The 19,566-nt window shown below is 73.5% G+C and carries 19 protein-coding genes; 9 read left to right on the top strand and 10 right to left on the bottom strand.

All coding sequences use genetic code 11. The annotated features are described in order from the left end of the window. Positions 1-75 precede the first annotated feature (75 nt). Entirely contained in the window at positions 76-2,289 is a 2,214-nt protein-coding gene (locus tag AB0M46_RS12280; protein WP_363335205.1) for a peptidase M6 immune inhibitor A, read from the bottom strand. Between the two features lie 469 nt (positions 2,290-2,758). Between AB0M46_RS12280 and AB0M46_RS12275 the strand changes: the two genes are divergently transcribed. From AB0M46_RS12275 to AB0M46_RS12265, 3 genes are read left to right on the top strand one after another with little or no spacing between them, the layout of a single operon-like run. Next, positions 2,759-3,181: an STAS domain-containing protein gene (locus AB0M46_RS12275; protein WP_363335203.1), complete on the top strand. Its 423-nt coding sequence runs from the start codon at positions 2,759-2,761 to the stop codon at positions 3,179-3,181. A 12-nt stretch (positions 3,182-3,193) separates the two neighbouring features. After that, on the top strand, positions 3,194-4,039 hold the full coding sequence (locus AB0M46_RS12270) for a helix-turn-helix domain-containing protein (protein ID WP_363335201.1): 846 nt from the start codon (positions 3,194-3,196) through the stop codon (positions 4,037-4,039). Next, positions 4,036-4,461: a VOC family protein gene (locus AB0M46_RS12265; protein WP_363335199.1), complete on the top strand. Its 426-nt coding sequence runs from the start codon at positions 4,036-4,038 to the stop codon at positions 4,459-4,461. Before AB0M46_RS12270 ends, AB0M46_RS12265 begins: the two co-directional genes overlap by 4 nt. A gap of 9 nt (positions 4,462-4,470) precedes the next feature. On the opposite strand, the gene AB0M46_RS12260 is transcribed toward AB0M46_RS12265, so the two are convergent. The 4 genes from AB0M46_RS12260 to AB0M46_RS12245 form a co-directional block, all read right to left on the bottom strand. Then, on the bottom strand, positions 4,471-5,481 hold the full coding sequence (locus AB0M46_RS12260) for a glycosyltransferase (RefSeq protein WP_363335197.1): 1,011 nt from the start codon (positions 5,479-5,481) through the stop codon (positions 4,471-4,473). A 67-nt stretch (positions 5,482-5,548) separates the two neighbouring features. Continuing rightward, positions 5,549-5,902: an Lsr2 family protein gene (locus AB0M46_RS12255; RefSeq protein ID WP_363335195.1), complete on the bottom strand. Its 354-nt coding sequence runs from the start codon at positions 5,900-5,902 to the stop codon at positions 5,549-5,551. A gap of 575 nt (positions 5,903-6,477) precedes the next feature. Continuing rightward, positions 6,478-8,517 (bottom strand): hypothetical protein, encoded by a 2,040-nt coding sequence (locus AB0M46_RS12250; protein WP_363335193.1) that lies wholly within the window; start codon positions 8,515-8,517, stop codon positions 6,478-6,480. A 265-nt stretch (positions 8,518-8,782) separates the two neighbouring features. Beyond that, the gene (locus tag AB0M46_RS12245; RefSeq protein WP_363335191.1) at positions 8,783-9,880 is read right to left on the bottom strand and encodes a serine hydrolase domain-containing protein; all 1,098 of its coding nucleotides are present in this window, start codon (positions 9,878-9,880) and stop codon (positions 8,783-8,785) included. Between the two features lie 299 nt (positions 9,881-10,179). On the opposite strand from AB0M46_RS12245, the gene AB0M46_RS12240 reads away from it, so the two are divergent. After that, positions 10,180-11,466, top strand: a complete 1,287-nt coding sequence (locus AB0M46_RS12240) for a ThuA domain-containing protein (protein WP_363335189.1) — start codon at positions 10,180-10,182, stop codon at positions 11,464-11,466. Positions 11,467-11,603: 137 nt separating this feature from the next. Then, entirely contained in the window at positions 11,604-13,706 is a 2,103-nt protein-coding gene (locus tag AB0M46_RS12235) for a discoidin domain-containing protein (protein WP_363335187.1), read from the top strand. A gap of 114 nt (positions 13,707-13,820) precedes the next feature. Here AB0M46_RS12235 and AB0M46_RS12230 read toward each other — a convergent pair whose 3' ends face one another. The 3 genes from AB0M46_RS12230 to AB0M46_RS12220 all read right to left on the bottom strand — a co-directional run bounded on the left by AB0M46_RS12230 (position 13,821) and on the right by AB0M46_RS12220 (position 15,685). Continuing rightward, positions 13,821-14,465: a hypothetical protein gene (locus tag AB0M46_RS12230; RefSeq protein ID WP_363335185.1), complete on the bottom strand. Its 645-nt coding sequence runs from the start codon at positions 14,463-14,465 to the stop codon at positions 13,821-13,823. 108 nt (positions 14,466-14,573) lie between these two features. Continuing rightward, on the bottom strand, positions 14,574-14,876 hold the full coding sequence (locus AB0M46_RS12225) for a hypothetical protein (protein ID WP_363335184.1): 303 nt from the start codon (positions 14,874-14,876) through the stop codon (positions 14,574-14,576). Between the two features lie 170 nt (positions 14,877-15,046). Next, positions 15,047-15,685 carry a DNA mismatch repair protein MutL gene (locus AB0M46_RS12220; protein WP_363335182.1) on the bottom strand — a complete coding sequence of 213 codons (639 nt, stop codon included), beginning with the start codon at positions 15,683-15,685 and terminating at the stop codon, positions 15,047-15,049. 62 nt (positions 15,686-15,747) lie between these two features. On the opposite strand from AB0M46_RS12220, the gene AB0M46_RS12215 reads away from it, so the two are divergent. Beyond that, positions 15,748-16,455 carry a response regulator transcription factor gene (locus AB0M46_RS12215; protein WP_363335180.1) on the top strand — a complete coding sequence of 236 codons (708 nt, stop codon included), beginning with the start codon at positions 15,748-15,750 and terminating at the stop codon, positions 16,453-16,455. Continuing rightward, positions 16,452-17,771, top strand: a complete 1,320-nt coding sequence (locus AB0M46_RS12210; RefSeq protein ID WP_363335178.1) for a HAMP domain-containing sensor histidine kinase — start codon at positions 16,452-16,454, stop codon at positions 17,769-17,771. The genes AB0M46_RS12215 and AB0M46_RS12210 overlap by 4 nt, the downstream gene beginning before the upstream one ends. A gap of 132 nt (positions 17,772-17,903) precedes the next feature. On the opposite strand, the gene AB0M46_RS12205 is transcribed toward AB0M46_RS12210, so the two are convergent. Both AB0M46_RS12205 and AB0M46_RS12200 read right to left on the bottom strand, forming a co-directional pair. Then, positions 17,904-18,347, bottom strand: a complete 444-nt coding sequence (locus AB0M46_RS12205) for a hypothetical protein (RefSeq protein ID WP_363335176.1) — start codon at positions 18,345-18,347, stop codon at positions 17,904-17,906. Positions 18,348-18,363: 16 nt separating this feature from the next. Next, entirely contained in the window at positions 18,364-18,504 is a 141-nt protein-coding gene (locus tag AB0M46_RS12200) for a hypothetical protein (protein ID WP_363335174.1), read from the bottom strand. A gap of 463 nt (positions 18,505-18,967) precedes the next feature. Here AB0M46_RS12200 and AB0M46_RS12195 point away from each other — a divergent pair, with 463 nt between their 5' ends. Next, the gene (locus AB0M46_RS12195) at positions 18,968-19,174 is read left to right on the top strand and encodes a helix-turn-helix domain-containing protein (protein ID WP_363335172.1); all 207 of its coding nucleotides are present in this window, start codon (positions 18,968-18,970) and stop codon (positions 19,172-19,174) included. A gap of 92 nt (positions 19,175-19,266) precedes the next feature. After that, positions 19,267-19,566 (top strand): AMP-binding protein (locus tag AB0M46_RS12190; protein ID WP_363335170.1); only part of this gene is annotated, 300 nt, incomplete at its 3' end.

The following is a 19,566-nucleotide window of genomic DNA, read 5'->3' as shown; positions in this document are numbered from 1 at the left end:
GGCATCGCGGCGCGCCCGGACACGGGACGGCCCCACCGCCGCGGGGGACGGTGGGGCCGCCTGGTGCCGCGCCGGTCAGGACGCGGCGCCGCCCGGCTGCAGGACGCCGTTCACCGTGAGGGTGTACGGCGCGTACTGCTGGACCTGCTCGGTCGGCTCGTCGTAGGAGACGACCGCCACGACCTTCGGGAACAGCGAGAGCAGCGCCAGCTGGATCCAGTTGAGCTGCAGGCTGTGCACCCCGTTGTACTCGAACTGCCACGCGAAGTGGTTGTTCTCGTCCAGGCCGATGAGCTTCACGTCCCAGTTCTTCACCGAGACCGGCTTGATCTGGGTCGGGGACTTGAACGGCGCCAGGCTGGAGCCGTCGCTGAGCAGGGTGCCGCCCACCGTGATGTCGTCGACGAGGAAGCCGCCCTCGTTGACGCCACCGTCGCTGACGTAGCGGAAGCTGAGCAGGATCGACTTGCCGGCGTAGGCCGAGAGGTCGAACGTGTGCAGCTCGAAGCCGTCGGTGGTGCCGTTGAGGCCGGGGCCCAGCGGTCCGGCGACGGTCTTGTCACCCGGGATGGAGGTGTACGTCGCGCCGCCGTCGGTCGAGACCTGGACGTAGGCGTAGTCGTACGTGAGCTCGGCGCCGTACTTGCCGAGGAAGGTCAGCGTCGCGTTGCTCGCCGGCACGGTCACCGGGATCACGGCGCTCGCGTCGGTGTTGTTGGCGTTGCCCGAGAACAGCACCGAGTTGCCGGGCCGGTCCGGGTCGTTGTTCACCAGCGTGTAGGCCAGCGGCAGGGGCGGCAGTTCCGCGGCGCCGCTGAACTGCAGCGACCGCAGGTCCTTGCCCTTGAGCAGCTTGCCGTCCTTCTGCAGCGGGACGTAGTCCGCGCCGTTGGGCGCGGCCCCCGGCTTGGCGTACGAGGCCGGGTTGTCCAGGTTGACCTGCGCCAGGATGCTCTTCGACGTCACCTTGGACTTCTCGGCACCGAGCACGACGCCAAACCGGGTGTCGACGGTCTTGTCGACCAACATCATGGTCTGGAAGTCGTGCAGGACGCTGTACACGTCCTTGGCGCCCTTGGCCTTCACCGCGGCGTCGACGCTGGCCAGACCCTGCAGGTCGGCGTCACGGTGCAGCCGCGAGATGAGGTCGAGGCCGAAACGGTCGTAGAGGTACAGGATGAACTGGTACGCGTGGCCGTAGTCGGCCAGCACACCGCTTCCCGTATTGCCCTCACCCCAGAGATTCAGCGATCCCTGGGCGCCGTTGCAGTCACGCGGGATGGGGTTGTAGGTGGTGACCACCGCCCCGTAGCCCTGGTAGCAGTACACGTGGTTGTCGCCGCCGTAGTCGGCGACCGTGAGGTTCGGGTTGCTGTAGCCGGTGAGCGCCATGGCGAAGTCGGAGAGACCCTCGTTCATCCAGGTCACCTCGTTCGGGTCCGAGTAGCTCTGCAGCAGGTGCTGCCACTCGTGCGCGAACGTGCCCTCGTAGCTGCGCGGCTTCGCCGGGCGGTTCGTGCAGGCGTCGGTCGTCGGCTCGTGGGCCGGGTGCGCACCGGTGCGGTGCACCCAGTCGAACGCGTCGATCGTCATGACGTTGCGGTCGAACAGCTCGTCGAACTGCGAGGAGAAGAAGCCGGCGATGTAGGTCGGGTTGTTCGCCAGGTCGTAGTAGTTGCCGTCCCGGACGTTGTCGACCAGCGTCACCGTCTTGTCACCGGCGCCCGTGTAGACCCCGCCGTTGCCGTTTTTGTCGGGGCCGAGCAGGGCGTGGCTGCCGTCGCGGCTCTCCGGCGTGCGGAAGGCCGCGGTCTCCTTGGGGTACATGTTGGTGTCGAACTCGCTGATGAAGCTCGCCACCTGCGCATCGGTCACCGCGGTGGAGCCGGCACCGGCGTTGCGGCAGTCGCCCGCCGGGAACGTCGTGTCGGTCGCCACCCAGATCTCGATGTGCTGCCCCACGCCGCGCAGGACGTAGTTCTTGCGGTACAGCATCCCCTGGTAATCGTCGGAACCCAGCCACTGGCGGACGGTGCCGACCGGCGGGGTGTCCGCCGCGGCGAGCGTGGAGCGCTGCTGCGCCTTGCTGCTCGCCAGCTTCGACGTGTCGAGAGCCTTGCCGTCCAACGTGAACTTCGTGCGGGTCATCTCCCGCGTGTCGTCCGGGGACGTCACGGCCTTCGTCGGGGCCTTCGCGGGCGCGGCGGCGGCCGGCATGGCCGGCAGCGCGACGAGCACCGGGACGGCCAAGGCGGCGGCCGCGGCTGTGGCCAGGCCTTTTCTCACCATGGAGCCTCCTCGCAACGGCGCGCGGCACCCGGCGGGATGCACCGCCTGGGCCCGTGCGCCGGGTTCGGTTCGTATTGACAAGGCACACTATCGCCGTGTCGCTCATGGACAGCTGTCGCATCGAAGGAGAAGGGTCTTCGCAAGGGATTGCCGAGGTTGCCCGATGCCGCCGCGCCGTGATTCCGCGCGGCGGTCGCCGGGCGCGCCGCAACGTCCGGGGTCGCCCGATCGGCCCGGGTACACAGCGTGACGGCTGGATCGCGTTCGCCCGTCCGCCGGACGCGTAAACCGGTCATCCGGTTGCGCCGGCGGACAAAGTCCCCCGGGAAACACCCGGCCGGGCCAGGGGCGGCCCCGTCCGAACGCTCACGGACCGCGACGTCCGGCGGGCCGGGCACCCTCCGGACGGATGGGGAAGGCGGCTGGACAGCGGTACACCGCAGGTCGTCGCGGACCGTATCGTCGCTGCATGGCAGCCCTGACCCTCGCGGTGCAACGACTCGCTGCCGCCACGGTCCTGTCCTGTCACGGGGCGCTGGTGGCGGCCAGCGCGATGCAGCTGGAGACCGCCCTGTCCCAGGTGCTGCTGCGACCGCAGGTCAGGATCGTCGTCGACCTGACGGCGGTGGCGTCGATGGACTGCACCGGCATGACGATGCTGCGGGTCACCGCCGGGATCGCCGCCGAGCAGGGCGGCACGCTGGTGCTGGCGGCGCCGGGCGCCGCGGTCGTGCACACGCTGCGTGAGGGCGGGACGCTGTCGAGCATTCCGACGTACCGCAGCGTCCAGGCCGCCCTGGACGACGACGCGTCGGCGCTGATCGGCGAGGCGGAGGCTTCGGCGCCCACCACGCCGTGGCCGCTGAACCGGGCGGATCGCCGCAGCGCCTGAGAAGATCGGGTCGTGGCCTCGCAGTACGTCCGCTGGCGGCCGGCCCCGGCCGTGCGGCCCTTCGCGGCCTGGTACACCGGCTACGCGCAGGACGGGCTGCCGCCGTCGCGGCACCGGGGGCTGCCCTCGCCGTACCTCACCCTCATCATCGCGCTCGGCGAGCCGCTGCGGATCGCGGCCCATCCGGACCCGGCCACGCCGCCGGGGCGCTACGACACGCTCGTCGGCGGGCTGCACACCACCCCGGCGATCATCGTGCACGACGGGCGGCAGGCCGGCATCCAGGTGGCGCTGTCGCCGCTGGGCGCCCGGTCGCTGTTCGGGCTGCCGGCCGGGGAACTCGCCGGCGCGGACCTCGACGCCGCCTGCGTGCTGGGGCCACTCGCCGCCGAGGCGCACGAGCGGGTGGCGCTCGCGCCGGACTGGCCGGCGCGGTTCCGCGTCGTCGACGAGGTGCTGACCCGGCGGGCCGACCCGGATCGCGGGCCCGCGCCGGAGGTGGCGTTCGCGTGGCGGCGGCTCTGCGCGTCCGGCGGCACGGTCTCGCCGGCGCGGCTGGCCGGGGCGACGGGCTGGAGCGGGCGGTACCTCAGCCGCCGCTTCGGCGTCGAGATCGGCCTGTCGCCGAAGGTGGCGGCGCGGGTGGCCCGCTTCGACCGGGCGCGGCGGCGGCTGCAGGAGTCCGGCGGGGCGCACCCGCTGGCCGCGCTGGCCGTCGAGTGCGGCTACTACGACCAGGCCCACCTCAGCCGCGAGTTCACGGCCCTGGCCGGGCTGCCGCCGGCGCGCTGGTGGGCGGAGGAGTTCCGAAACGTGCAAGCGCCGGTGGACCTGGCCGCGGCAGAGTCGTCGGCATGAGTGACGACAAGGTTCCGGCCCCGCAGGTGTGGCCCACGCTGCGGGCGCGCGACGCCCGGGCGCTGATCGGGTTCCTGGTGGAGGCGTTCGGGTTCGAGGAGACGGCGGTGTACGGCGAGGGCTCCGTCGTCGAGCACGCGCAGCTCACGTGGCCAGGTGCCGACGGTGCCTGGTCGGGCGGCATCATGCTCGGCAGCGATCGCGACGACGGGGGCCCGTGGAGGCTCACCCCGGGCACGTGCGGCTGCTACGTGGTCTGCGCGGACCCGGACGCCCTGTACGCGCGGGCGGTGGCGGCCGGGGCGGTCGTCGTCCAGGAGCTCAACGACGCCGGCTACGGCTCGCGCGAGTTCGCGGTGCGCGACCCGGAGGGCAACCTCTGGTCGTTCGGCACGTACCGGGGGGAGCCACGGGCCGTGTAGCGGTCCGGGTCAGCGTCGAGATCCGGCGGCTGATGAGCGATCGGGTGGGACCGGGTCTGTGCCGCCCACGAGCTGCGACAGGAGGCGCTTGAGCTCGGCGAGGTGCGCCGACGGGTAGACGCGCCCGGCCGGGTCCACCACCCGGTCCACGGTCCGCAGCAGGCGCCAGGCCTCGTTCGCGTGGCCCAGCTGGGCGAGCGCCTGGGCCTCCAGCCAGTCGCAGTAGCTCGGGTCCACGCCCTCGTCCCGCAGCTGCCGGGCCAGCAGGACCACCGCGTCGTCGTGGCCGGCGCCGAGCAGGAGCCGGGCCAGTGCGTCCGTGCCGAGGATCCACTGCCGCGTGCCCGGCGCCGTCGCCCGGAGCTGCTCGAAGGTGTCGACGGCGTCCTGGAGCCGCCCGGCGCCCACGTAGCTGCGGGCCAGGTCGAGCAGGATGCCCGGCAGGTCCGACGGATCGGAGGTTTCGCGCCGCCGCCGTTCGGCCAGGGCGACGTTGCGCACGGACTTGCGGTGCCTGGTCCCGGCGTCCTCGTAGCCGTGGTGGATCAGGTGGAGCGCCGCGCGGGGCATGGCCGGCCAGTTCCCGTCAGGGGCGAGGCGCTCGTGGACGCGGCCCGCCCAGCGCAGGGCGGCCGGGCGGAACAGGCGGGTGGCGCGGTGGGTGTACGGCAGTTCGTCGTGCCGGTTGTCCAGCTCGACGGCGAACGCGTCGGCGGGCGCGGCCGCCAGCCGGGCCCGCAGCCGCCGCGGGACGGCCACCGCCCGCTCGTCGGCGTCGATGCTGAGCACCCAGTCGGGGGCGCCGGCCGCCGCGACCGCCGCGTTGCGGGCGGCGGCGAAGTCGTCGTGCCACTCCCCCGCGCTGACGGTGGCCCCGAGCGAGCGGGCCAGCCGCGGGGAGCCGTCGGTGGAGCCGGTGTCGTGGACGTGGACGCCGTCCACGACGCCGCCGAGGGAGCCGAGGCAGCCCGGCAGGTGGGCCGCCTCGTCCCGGACGATGAGCACCGCGACGAGGTTCACCCCAGCCCGATCGGCCCGCCGGGGCCGCCCTTGAGGCCTTTTCGCCGGACGGCCCCGCGCGCTGTGCCTACCGGCCCGTCGCGGCGTGGAACTGCTCGACGATCTCCTGCTTGATGCGCCCGCGGTCGGAAACCTGGAACCCGGCCTCCTGCGCCCATTCCCGGATGGCCCGGTTCTGGTCGCGGTCGCCGCGCGTGGTGCCCCGACCCCGCCCCGGCGCAGTCCGGGCCCCAACGGTCGCGCTGCGCCCCACCTTGGTCCCCGCGGAAATGTAGGGCTTCAGCGCCCCCCGCAGTTTCTCCGCGTTCTTCTTGGACAGATCGATCGAATACTGCACGCCGTCCAACCCGAAGGTGACACTCTCGTCGGCGGGCTTACCGTCCAGATCGTCGATCAGTTCCTGAATGACACGCTTGGCCATGCCGGCCGACCTCCCGTGAGCGACGTGGAAGGGCCGCAAGAATGCGCCGGCCCGCGCAAACAGTATCGCCAAGAGATTGATTCAGCGCCAGATCGACCCGCCAAAACTGTTCTTCACCGATCGTGTCGGTTCAATTACGGGCATCGAGCCGGGCGGTGGCTTACGCTGGACGGATGAGCGCCCGCGCCGGCGGGCATGATCGCGTGGCGGATGATGTGCATCACGGTGGGGCTGTTTCGCCGGCCGCACGCGCGCCTTCTTCTGCCCTGGCGACGCCGGCATCCGCGACCCGGCGCACGTCCCGGCGGTTCTGCCGCACACCGCCGCCGGCGGGCCGGCGTTCCTGCCCGAGTCGCACCGGCAATGTCGCGGCCTTGGACGACGCGGGGTTGCGCGGCCCCACCGGGACCGAAGGGCGCCAATTTCCACGCCGATCCGAGGGCCGGCCCGATCTCCCACGCGAACCGGGAAACGATCCACCACGGCGGCGAGATCGGGGTGCCGCGCGACCTTTCCCACACGTCATCCCGGCCCGCCAATTCCGCCGCGGCGACGACCCGGCCCGAATTGCCCCCTCAGCGCCTTGCGTCGGCGGGCACGGCGATCGACCAGCGACCGGCGTCGAAGCGTAACGCCTCGTCCAGCAACGGGTTCACCGCCCGCTGCTCGCGTGCCTGCGCTCCGGAGGGCGGCAACTGCGCGGCCGCCTCGGCGAATCGGTGTGCCCCGTCGAGCGCGATCGCCTCGTCCAGCAACGCCGCCGCGCGCGTTTCGTCCGCAGCGCGCGTTTCGTCCGCAGCGCGCGTTTCGTCCGCAGCGCGCGTTTCGTCCGCAGCGCGCGTTTCGTCCGCAGCGCGCGTTTCGCCCAGGACGCGCGTTTCGCCCGCCGCGCGCCGCAGCGGGTACGACGCCCGGGCGAGGCTGTGCGCCAGCTCCTGCTCCGCCATCCCCCGCACCCAGACGTGCCCCGGCCAGGTGGCCCCGGCCAGCTCCGCGAGCACCTGCCGCCGCAGGCCGACGGCCTCCTCGCCGGCCTCGGCTGCGGGCCGGTCGAGGCCGGCGAGGGCCAGGCAGTCGCAGGCGACGGTGAGCGCCCGAGCCAGCAGCCGCCGCACGACGAGGTACTCCTGCGGCAGGCCCCGCAGGTACGCCACGATCGACTCCGCCACCGCCACCGCCTCGCGCGCCCGGCCCAGGCTGGCCAGGCCGACCGCGGCCTCCAGGTGCAGCCCGGCGAGCGTGAGCTGCTCGGGCCCGGTCCCACCGCGCAGCGGGCCCACGGCCACCGCCACCGCGGCGGCGTGCAGCGGCGCGGTCCGCGCGTCGTTCGGCCACAGCGACCGGGCCACCTCGAGCGCCGTGGCGCCGTCGGCGTGGGCCTCGAGCGCCGCCGCGAGCAGGCCCGCCATCGGCTCCGGCCGGGCGAGGCCCCGCAGGAGCCGCGCGCCCTCCAGCAGAACCGTGCGGGGGTGGGCCCGGGCCAGCACCGCGACGGCCCGGGTCGCCGCCGGGTGGCGGGGCAGCAGCCGCCCGATCACGAGCAGGGCCCGCCGGACCTGCCCCTCGGTGAGGATCGCAGCCACGCCGTCGTCGAGCACCGCGTCGAGCGTCGCGGCGACGTGGTCCTCGCCGAGCCGATCCGGGCGCGGCGCGTGCGGTGCGCCGCCGCCACCCTCAGCAGCGGGCGGGAACAGCTCGGCCGCCCAGGCCAGCGCGCGGTGTACGAGCGCGGCGGGCTCGCCGGCGAACGCGGGCAGCGCGGCCAGCACCGCGGACGCGTCGCCGCCGTAGAGCGTCAGCGCCGCGACCACCGCCTCCAGGTGCGCCGGCCCCAGGCCCGGCGGGGCGGCGCGGCGCCAGTACCGCCGCTCGTGCTGCAGCACCCGCAGGAGCGGATCGCCGGGCCCGGCACCCGGCACGTCGCCCAGCACGTCGGCCAGCGCGGCGGCGTGCGCCTCCAGCGGGCTCTCCCACGACCCGGCCGCCGGCGAGGCCGGGCGCGGCCGCCCGAGGTGCGCCGCGAACGCCACGGCGGCCCGGTCGTACTCGCGTCGCGGATCGGGCAGGCCGGTCAGCCGCAGCGACGGCGCCCGCAGCAGCGCCGCCACCCGGTCGTCGGCGTCCTCGGCCAGCACCCGCAGCCAGGCGCCGTCGGTGCGGGCCAGGAGCAGCACCCGTACCGCGGCACCGCCCGTCGCCTCGGCAACCGCGCGCAGCAGGGCGAGAACGCGGTCCGGGTCCGCCTCGGCGTCGTCGACGACCACGAGCACCGCCACCCCGGCCGCGGCCAGCCGGACCACGTCCCGCACCGGGGTGCCGGGCCGCAGCGCGCCCGCGTGCCAGCCCTCGTCGCGGGCGAGCGCGGCGAGGCGCATCGCGAGGCGGGACTTGCCGTGGCCGCCGGGACCGTGCACGAGCCGGACGGCGGCCCGGTCCGGGGCGCGCAGCCAGGCGAGGAGCCGCTCGAGTTCGGCGTCCCGGCCGGCGAAGGGCACGAGGCCGTACTCGGCCCGCAGGACGGCGCTGGGCGGCAGCTCCCGGCGCGGGGCCTCGGCCGCGTAGCTGCCGTCGCCGCGGAAGCTCATGACCAGCCCGTCCCGTGGCGGGCGGCTCACCGGTACACCCGCCGCGGGAGTGCGCCGAACTGCGCGTCGGCAACCAACGTTGGACCCCCAGCCCGTCGCATCCCGTTTTCCTCGCCAGGGAGGGTAGTGGCAAACGATGTCCCGCGGATCGCACGTCCGGGTACACGTGGTCCGTGACCGGCCACGACATGCAGCTCCCCCTCGCACCAACCGGCTCAGCGTCCTGCGCGACTGCCTCATCGCCGCCTTCGCCGGGGACGCACCGGACTTGCGTTTCGTCGAGAGGAAAGCCCGGTCAGGCCGGCAGCGGCGGGCAGGCGGCCAGCAGGGCCTCGGCCACGGCGTCCTGCGCCCGCGCGCCCTCCGACCGGGTCGGCAGATCGTTGGTCAGGTACGCCACGGCCAGGCGGCGGGTGGGGTCGGCCCACGCCACGCACACGTTGCTGCCGTTGTGCCCGAACGCCTGCGGGCTGCTGGTGCGCCCCATCGGCTTCGGCCGCTGCGGGAACAGGCCCGGCCCGCCCAGCTGGAACCCCTGCGACCATCGGATGGGCAGCCGGATCAGCGCGTCGACCGTGCCGTCGCTGGTCGGCGTCGTGGCGGCGCGCAGCGACTCGGGGCGTAGCACCCGCACCCCGTCCAGCGCGCCCCCGGCGGCCAGCGCGGCGTAGAGCACCGCCAGGTCGCGGGCCGTGGTGGACACGCCGGCGGCCGGGATGACGGCCTGCCGCAGCGGGCGACGGTTGAGGTACGCGGCGGTGGCGGCCGGACCGGCGCCCCGGCCGCGGATCGGCACGTGCCGGGGCCACGCGGCGTCGGGCAGGCCGAGGTGGGTGTCGCGCAGCCCGAGCGGGCCGAGGATCTCGGCGGCGAGCAGTTCCCGGATCGGCGTGCCGGTGACCCGCTGGAGCAGTTCGCCGAGCAGGAAGCCGTAGCTGACGTACTGGTAGGCCGGGCCGCCGCCGGGGGCGAAGCGCGGGCGGGCGCGCTCGATGGCGCGAACCGAGGCGGTCCAGTCGGTCATGGCCAGGGCGTCGCGCAGCGGCGAGCGGGCCACGGGCAGGCCCGAGCGGTGCCGCAGGACGTGCCGGATCGTGATGGCGTCCTTGCCGTTGGCGCCGAACTCGGGCCAGTGCTTCGCCAGGGGGTCGTCCAGCGAGAGCGCGCCACGCTCGGCGAGGCGGTGCACGAGCAGGGCGACGAAGGGCTTGCTGGTGGAGAAGATCCAGAAGAGGGCGTCCGGGGCGCAGCCGTAGGCCCGGTCCAGGACCACGGCGCCGTCCCGCACGACGACCAGCTGGGCGGCGCCGGCCCGCTGCCGGGCCAGCCCGGCAGCGCTGCGCAGGCCCTCGCGGTCGACATTGCCGGTGTCGCGCTCCTCCCAGTCCAGCACGGCACCCAACCTAAACCCCGCCCACACCTGTACCCGCATCGCGGCGATCAAGCCCGACGACGAGACGGCCGAGAAGATCGCCGCCCGGCGGTGGCATGGGCGGCCCTGCGGGGCTGCAGGACAGCTCGAAGCCGCAGCAGCTCAGGGGCGAACTGCGCCGACGTCGTCACGGAGCGTTAATTCGCGACTTAGCTTAACTATTAGGGTTCTTTACCTTGTGCGGGTGGTCATCGATGGCCGATGATGCAACCGAGCGGATCCGCCATCCCCTCCCGCCTACACCCGAAGGACCCCCTACCGTGCGCAGAAAGCTGGCGCTGCTCGCGCTTGCCCTGTTGACGGTGGCCGGGGTGGGTATCGCCATCCGGCCTGCCCTCGCCGCCACCCCGTTCAAGGTGCTCGCGTTCTACAACGGCACCTGGGACGCCGCCCACATCGACTTCGACAAAGAGGCCAAGGACTGGTTCCCCGCCCAGGGTGCCCAGAACGGCTTCACGTGGGAAGCGACCACCGACTGGAGCCGGCTCAACGCCGGCAACCTTGCGCAGTACAAGGTGATCATGTTCCTGGACGACGCGCCGCCGGCCGCCCAGCGCAGCGCCTTCCAGCAGTACATGCAGAACGGTGGCGCGTTCTTCGGCTTCCACGTGAGCGCCTTCACCACCGATCCCAACTCGTGGAGCTGGTACTACAACACGTTCCTCGGCTCGGGCGCGTTCCAGACCAACACGTGGGGGCCGACCCGGATCACCTACAAGGTCGAGGACCGCAACCACCCGTCGACGGCCGGGCTCCCGGCGACGTTCACCTCGGCGGTCTCCGAGTGGTACTCGTGGAGCAACGACCTGCGGCAGAACCCGAACATCGACATCCTGGCGTCGGTCGACCCGAGCAGCTTCCCGGTCGGCACCGACCCGAACCAGTCGTGGTACAGCGGCTACTACCCGATCCTGTGGACGAACCGCAACTACAAGATGCTGTACGCCAACTTCGGCCACAACGGCATGAACTACACCACGAACACGCGCACCTCGTCGACGTTCGAGAGCGCGAACCAGAACCGCTGGATCATCCAGGGCATCCAGTGGCTGGCGGGGCAGTCCACGACCACGCCCCCGTCGTCCACCCCGCCGACGTCGCAGCCGCCCACCGGCACCATCACGCCGGGCCAGTACTACTCGATCATCAACAAGAACAGCGGCAAGTGCATTGACGCCCGGTCGGCCGGCACCGCGAACGGGACGGCGATCCAGCAGTACACGTGCAACGGCTCCAACGCGCAGCACTACCGCTTCCAGAACACCGACAGCGGCTACACGCACATCGACAACCAGGCCAACCCGGCCCAGTCGCTGGACGTGAGCGGCAAGTCCACCGCGGACAACGCACTGATCCAGCTGTGGTCGTACAGCAGCGGCACCAACCAGCAGTGGCAGCCGGTCGCCGAGGGCGGCGGGTACTACCACTTCGTCAGCCGGGCCACCGGCAAGTGCCTCGACACCCCCAGCGCGTCCACCGCGGACAGCGTGCAGCTGGTGCAGTACACCTGCAACGGCACCGCCGCCCAGTCCTTCCGCCTGCAGTAAGGCTCACCGATCCCGGGACCGCCCACCAGCGGTCCCGGGATTGCGGCGCGCTACGTTGCGTCCCCATTCCTCACGGCGCGTACAAGTGACAGCGGCGGACCGGAGGCGATGCCGGCGGTAGGCGGTACTGTGCCGGGGTGACCGAGGAGCACCACGCGCCGACCGCCCGTTGGGTGGATCGCCGCCTGCTGATCGGCGACACGACCGCGACGGTGCCGATCCCGCCCGGCTGGCTGGCCGCCGTCGCCCCGCCCCCGGAGATCCCGGACGACGCGGAGGGCCTCCTCCTGCTCGGCGCGGACTCCACGGCGGTCTCGCTGCCGCTGCCCGTGGTGACGCCGGACGGCCCGGTGGTGGTGACGCCGGGCGGCCCCCTCTTCGCCGAGGCCGGCTGGTGGCGGCACACGCCCGACGGCCGCCGGACCCCGCTCGGCCCGCACTGGCCCCCACCGGCCTGGCATGCACCGGACGTGCCACTCACCCCGGTGCCCGCCGGCTGGCTGCTGGGCACCCCCTCGGAGCTGGCCTTGTCGGTGGCGGCCGATCCCGCGCGCCCGCGCCTGCTCTTCAACACTGCCGATGCGCTGGCCGACACCCTGCGAACCCTCCCGGAAGACGTGGAGCTGGTGCCGCTCCTCCCCGGCCAGGGCGCCGGCCGCCCCTCGGCCCTGGCCGCCGCGGCCGCCCTGGGCAGGCCGGTGCGCCTGGTCAACGGCGTCCCGCTGCACACGCCCGCGGGCGACATCGTGGTCTACGCCCTCGACGCGGCCGGCCGCCCGGTGTGGGCCGAGCCCGCCTGGCTGCTGCACGTGCTGCCCGACGGCCGCGAAGAGGTGCTGTCCTCCACGCCGCCGCAGGCGTCCCTGCGCCCCCTCGACGCCGCCACCTACGGCATGGAAATGGCCTGGCTGGTCCGCGTGTGGAGCGACGGCCTGCACGCCTACCCGACGGGCCCGCTCCCCCCGGCCCGAGGCCGAGCCACGCTGCGTAGCGCGACGACTCCCGTCAGCCATGATCGTTCCACGGATTTGGATGCATCAGCTACGGTGAAGGAAGAAGGCCCGGTTCCGCCGCCGAAGTCTTCCGTTCTCCCCGCGACGTCCGCGCCCTCCCCGACGTCCGTTCCTCTTACGACGTCCACTCCTGCCACGGCGTCTGTCCTCCCCGCAGCGTCCGTCCTCCCTGCGGCGTCCGTTCTTCCCAGTCGGCGCCGCGAACCCAATGGCCGCTATCGAGTCGAAGTCGGCACCCCCGGCCTCGAGATCAACGACCTGCTGTGGCCACCGCTGTCGGCCCTGTTCACGGCGGCGCTGACCGACCTGCCGACCCCCGTGGACATCGCGGTCATCGGCGACGCGAGCCCGTGGGGCCTGGCCGCCGCCCGCGAACTCGCCGACCGCCACCCCGGCGACACCGCGGCGCGCCCGAAGCCGTTCCTCGCCGCCGAACCGCTCCCCCTGACCGACCTCCCGTCCCCCACCCCCGCCCTCGCGCCCCCGGCCCGCCGCCGGCGCACACCGCTCGTCGCGGCCGCAGTCGCCGTCCTCGTGCTGCTGGGCGTGGGCATCGCCGCCGCCTGGCCCGGCGGCGGCGCCCCGGTGGACGACAGCCGGGCGAGCGGCGAGCAGCACGGCCTGGCGTCGGACCCCTCGGGCCCCTCCGCGGGCGCGGCAACCACCCAGGCCCGCTCGTCCGGCTCGGCCTCACCGGCGGCGAGCCGCTCCCGCACGCCAGCGGCGAGCACCAGCGCGTCGCCCGGGACGGCCGACGGCCCGAGCGCGACGGCGGTGCCCGGCCAGTCCCCAGGCGGCCTCGCCGACGGGGTCAACCTCGCGGCGGGGCGCACCACGCGGGACAGCGGCCACGCCGACGTGTACGGGTCCGGGAACATCACCGACGGCGACGCGATGAGCTACTGGGAGAGCCGCAACGGGGCGTTCCCGCAGTGGGTGGAGGTGGACCTCGGGGCGCCGGCCGATGCGCGGCGGGCGGTGCTGCGGCTGCCACCGTCGAGCGCCTGGCCGGACCGCACGCAGCGGATCGAGGTGCTGGGCAGCACGAACGACAAGGACTTCACGTCGCTGGTGGGGGTGGCGACGTACACGTTCTCGGGCGGGTCGGGGCAGCGGGTCAGCGTGTCGTTGCCGGGCGGGCAGTGGCGGTACTTCCGGCTGGTGTTCACGGCGAACAGCGTGCAGCCGGCGGGGCAGTTGTCGTCGTTCGAGCTGTACCGGGGCTGAGCCGCCCGCGGCCGTCCCGGCTGGTGCCGCCCGTAAGACCCGTGGCACCGCGCGGTGCCGCCCGCGGGCCTCGCGCCTACAGCCGCGCCTCGAGCGCATCGGAGTTCGCGCAGCTTACGCCGGCGGCAGGGCGGCCAGCAGCTTGTTGTGCGCGTCCAGGACCTGCGCGGCGGCGGTCTTGGTGGCCGGGTCGGACCCGGCCCTGCCCTCGGAGGTGGCCAGCGCGACGGTGCCGGTGAGGTGCTCGCGCAGGACGGCGACGGCCTTGGCGGCGCGCTGGTCGGCGGGGGCGTCGCGGACCGCGGCCAGGTCGGCGTCGAGCACCATGCCGGGCAGGTCGTGTCCGGCGTGCTCGGTCGGGTTCTCGATCCCGCCGCCGGCCACCAGCGCGGCCCGCAGCGCGAGGAGCTCGGCGTTGTGCCCGTCGGACCCGCTCGCGGCGCTCGCCTGCAGGGTGGGCTGGTCTTTCATGAGCTCGAACAGCGGCAGCGCGCTGTTGTCGAGCGCGATCATCAGCTGCAGGAAGGCGAGGTCGGTCGGGTTGAGCACGCCGACCACGTCGGGGTCGCCGCTGGGCGGGGCCAGGACCGGCGCGCCCGGCTCGTGCGCGGGCCGGGCCCACAGCACGACGACGGCGAAGGCGGCAACGAGCACCGCGGCGACGGCGATCACCCGCCGCCAGACGTCCCGGCGGCCGGGCTCCACCTCGGCGACGCCTGCTTCCGCGTCGTCAACATCGTCAACAACCGAAACGCTCACGTGATGACCGTAAATCCGGTCCCGGGACCGATGCTATTAGCTGCGCATTAAGTTGTCCCGATGATTTTCGAGGCCCGCCGATAACGCATTTAAGGGCGATTTCAGGTACTAGACGTCGCCGAGGTGCTGGCGGCAGCAGCCGGGGCCGCCGAGGTCGTCCGGGGCGGCCGCGCGCATGCCGTAGTCGGCCGCCGCGCCGATCTGGGCCTCCTCGCCGGGGTAGCGCACGCGCAGCTCACGGTCGCGGTCGCCGTCGCCGAGCCGGGCCAGCGAGACGATCTGGGCGTCGGTCAGCGGGCCGGCCGCCGCGTATGCCCGGGAGATGCTCCGCGCGCGTTCGGCGGGGTACCACGTCCCCAGTTTCGTGCGCAGGCGCGCCGCCGGGTCGCGGCGGCGAAACATTTGCCACATGCCCATCACCTCACACTCAGCGTCACCCTTTCATGGACGGGTGGCAACCCGAGGGAGCAGATATCTCCCCACCGGGTGATCTTGCCGGCCTACCCGGTTCGGATCACGGCCGAAAGGCGGATACCGTTGCGGGCGATGGATCATGTGCCTGCTCGACGAGCGGCTGCGGCTCAGGTTCCGATGCGGGTGACCTCGCCGTGCGGGCCGTTCTGCCACCACATGCAGTCGACCAGCCAGGCCGAGTTGCCGCTGGCGGAGATGAACTGGACCAGGAGCCGGGTCGGCGCGGTCTGCGACTGGGCCACCGAGTAGCCGTCGCGCGGGGTGGCGGTGACGACCGAGACGACCCCGTCGCGGATGCGGATCACCGCGTCGCCGCCGTCGGTGCGGAACGACCTGAGGTACACGTCGATGCCGTCGGAGCCGGTGGTCACCGTCCAGCCGTCGACGGAGCGGGCCGGGGCGGCGGCGGTGGTGGCGGTCGTGGTCGCGGTGGCGGGCCGGGCGCCCGCCGTGGTCGGGGCGGCGCCGCTGGTGTGCGGGTGCGGCGCCACGCTGGAGGGCGGGCTGGACGCCGAGCCGGGGTCGGCGATCACGGTCGGCGCCGGGGCGGGCGAGTCGACGCTCGGCGGGGGCAGGGTCTGGGGCACCGCCTCGCGGCCGCCCTGCCCGTCGGCGGCGACGGGCACGGAGTCCTGCGGGATGGCGGTACGCAGCACGGGGCGCAACGCCAGCGACGCCACCCCGATGCTCGCGGTGGTGGCCAGGCACCACAGCAGTACCGGCACCGCCCCTCGTCGAACCCGCATCAGCGCAGTCTCTCATGCGGGTCCGAACGGAGGGCCCGAGCTGGGACCGATAGCGTGTTGCCATGCCGCTCATCCTGCTCGTCGAGGACGACGTCGCCGTGTCCGGTGCCCTGTCCCGGGCATTGACCGACGCCGGGCACGTGGTGCGCCCCGTCGGCAACGCCGGGTCGGCGCTGCGGGTCATCGCCACCGACCCGCCGGATCTGGTCATCCTCGATCTCGGCCTGCCCGACATGGACGGCCTCGACGTGCTGCGCATGCTGCGTGGCATCTCCAACGCGCCGGTCATCGTGGCCACCGCCCGCCGCTCCGAGCGTGACATCATCCGGCTGCTCGACGCCGGCGCCGACGACTACGTCACGAAGCCGTTCTCCAGCGCCCAGATGTCGGCCCGGATCAACGCGGTGCTGCGCCGCGGGCAGGGCACGCCGGGCCCGGCCGCGCCCCCGGCCGGCGTGACCGTCGGCGCGCTGCACGTGAACCCGCAGCAGCGCGCGGCCTCGATCAGCGGCCGGCCGTTGCAGCTGACGAAGAAGGAGTTCGACCTCCTGGCGTACCTCGCCCAGCGCGCCGGCCGGGTGGTGAGCCGCCGGGAGCTGCTCACCGAGGTGTGGCAGCGCCCGGACAGCTCGGGCGAGGACCAGACGATCGACGTGCACGTGTCGTGGCTGCGGCGCAAGCTGGGCGAGAGCGCCACCCAGCCCCGGTATCTGCGCACCTTCCGCGGCGTCGGCGTGATGCTGGTGGACCCGGATCAGGCACCCGCATGAGGTCCGCGCTGATGCGCCTGTCGTTGGCGATCACGTCGATGATCGCGCTGGCGTTCCTCGTGCCCCTGGCGTACGTCACCAAGCAGATCGCCCACGACCGCGCCCTGGCCGAGGCGCGCTACCAGGCCGACGCCATGGTCGCCGCGCTCGCCTCCGTCCCCGGCAACGGCTCGGGCGCCCTGGACCGCGCCGTGGCCACGGTGCCGGCGGGGCAGTCGGGGCGGCTCGCGGTACACCTGGTGGGCGAGCCGACGGTCGGCACCAGCCACGCCCTGGCGACCGACGTCGACCGGGCCGCCCACCAGCGCCGGTCGCTCACCACCACCGCGCCCGGCGGCCTCGCCTACCTGCAGACCGTCGTCCTCGACGGCGACCGGACCGCGGTCGTGGAGGTGTACGTCTCCGACGACGACCTGAGCCGCGGCGTCGGCGCCGCCTGGCTGGCCCTCGCCGGCCTGGCCGTGGTCCTGGTCGCCGGCTCGACCCTGGTCGCCGACCGGCTCGGCGCCCAGATCGTGCGGGCCACCCGCAAGCTCGCCGACGGCGCCCGCGCGTTCGGCGACGGCGACCTCAAGGCCCGCGTCGAGCCGGAGGGCCCGCCGGAGCTGCGCGACGCCGCCCGCAGCTTCAACCGCATGGCCGAGCAGATGATCGCCTTCGCCGATGCCGAGCGCGAGCTCGCCGCCGACCTCTCGCACCGCCTGCGCACCCCGCTGACCGCCCTGCGCCTCGACGCCGACGCGATGCCGCCCGGCCCGATCGGCGAGCGCATGCGCCAGGCGTTCGACGCCCTCGACGACGAGATCGAGCAGATCATCACCGCCGCGCGCCGGTCCGCGGCCGACCGTACCCCCGAGACGACCGACCTCGTCGAGGTCGTCGCCGACCGCCTGGCCTTCTGGTCGGTGCTGGCCGAGGACCAGAACCGCCCGTGGCGGGTCACCGGCGGCCACGAGCCCGTGTACGTCCCGGTCGCCGAGTCCGACCTGGTGTCCGCCGTCGACTGCCTGCTCGGCAACGTCTTCCAGCACACCCAGGAGGGCACCGCCTTCGAGGTGCACGTCTCCGCCCGCGGCCTGATCGTCGACGACGCCGGCCCCGGCATCGCCGACCCCGCCAAGGCCTTGCGCCGGGGCGCCAGCGGCGCCGGCTCCACCGGCCTGGGCCTGGACATCGTGCGCCGCGTCGCCGAGTCGACCGGCGGCCGCCTGGTGATCGAGCGCTCCCCCTTGCGCGGCGCGAGGATCGCCATCGAGCTCGACCCGTTGGCCGCGGAGGCCGCCGGCAACCGCCCGCCGCGAAAGATCGTCCGTTGACCCCCTTGGCCACGCTCCTCGAATCAACCCTGGGCAGCACCTTGGAGGAGGCGCGCCGCGCCGGCGAGTCCGCCGCCTTCATGCGACAGCTGGATGGTCACGAATCGGCCGTGGGTTGGCCATCAGCGGCGGTCAGGAGCTGAGCCGCGGTAGTGGGTGCAGGCCACGTTCGTCGGCCAGTTGCTCCGCCGCGACGATGAGCGCGTCCAGTTCCGGGCCGCCGCCGCGCAGGCCGAACTCGGGCACGATCTGGTCGATCGCAAGGATGCTCTGCCGGAGCGTGTCGTCTTCGCCGATGTCATCGACGGCGACACCGGTCTCGCCGAGACGGAAGCGGATCAGCGCCTCCATCTCCAGACCCAGCACCGCCGCCCGGCCGTACCGCGCGCGGCAGCGGGCCACGAACTGCCGGACCTCGCGGACGTGGCCGGCCGGGTCGAACCGGCGGCGGACCAGCACGGTGAACACGGCATCGACCATGCCTGCGTACTCGGGCTCCTCACGATCGTAAATCTCCGCCTTCAGCTCTTTGCGCTGTGGGCTTCGGCTCACAAAGCCGCGCAGGTAGGCACCCATGAGCGTGCGGACCGGGTCACTGCTCACCGCGGTCCTTCCAGTCGGCGATCCGGCGGCGCCATGCCACCCAGTCCACGGCCCCGTCCGGGCCCGGCTGCGGCGCCAGGTGCTGGTAGGCCCACCATTCCTGGGCCTGTCGCGCAGTCTCGGCCGGCATGGCCGAGCATGAAGAGCCCGAACACCCCGGTGGTGATCGGGTCAGAAGCCGGTCCCGGTGCGTTGTTCAGGATGGTCCCCTGCGGCGGGCCGGCCGCGATGGTGCCGTCTGGTGCGGCTTCTCCGAAGTTTTTCCATGGCGCCGGCAACGTCAGCGACCCGCAAGTCCCCCGACTAAGGTTGATCGGCTCTCGACCATATAGCTGGTCTTCGCACCACGCAGACCCGATCCCCGAACGCCGGGTGAACACTGCGCATCGACCCCTGTAGCAGCCACGCCTACAACCGGGCCAACCGGGCATTGCGGTTGTGTTCGGTCACGTCCACGGGGGTGGTGTACGAATTGTCACCATCGAGGTGGTTAAGGAGATGGGGACGGTCACCGCTTGACCCTTCAAACTGACCAACGTGCGAAGGAGAGATCAAGCGCGGCCTTCCACCGCAACTTCCACGCCGTCACCTCGATGAGCCCGATCCAGTTCCAGAAACAGATCCGGCTCCAGCAGGCGCGGCTGCAGCTGGCCGCGAACGCCACCGACGTCACCGCGGCCAGCCGCCGCGTCGGTTACGGCAGCCTCTCGCAGTTCAGCCGGGAGTACGGCCGTCAGTTCGGCGCCGCGCCGAGTCAGGATGCCGACCGCCTGCGCCGCCCCGCCGAGGCCGCGCGCTGACGGGCTCGGGTGGCCGATTCCCAGCAGGGGTCGCCCGCGAAGGGATTTTCCGGGGTGTCAGGACGGCGACCGCCCGTGTGACGATTGGGCCCATGCGAGTGATCGAAGGCCTGCTCACCCACGCACCGTCCGTGTCCGTCGCCGGTCGCGCGCTGTCGGCCGAGGCGTTGCGCGGCGCCGCCGGGGCGGTGGCCGCCGGCGTGCGCGGGGCGGGCACCGTGGCCGTGGACGCCACGGCGTCGCTGGAGACGGTGGTCGCGGTGACCGGCGCGCTGCTGGCCGGGGCGGCGGTCGTGCCGGTGCCGGCCGACGCCGGGCCGGCCGAGCGGGAGCACATCCTGCGCGACAGCGGCGCCGCGCTGACGCTGGGCAACCGGCCCGACCGGTTCGCC

This window comes from Dactylosporangium sp. NPDC051485 (assembly GCF_040682015.1).
Classification (GTDB): Bacteria; Actinomycetota; Actinomycetes; order Mycobacteriales; family Micromonosporaceae; genus Dactylosporangium.
This window is presented reverse-complemented; position numbering and strand designations above follow the sequence as displayed.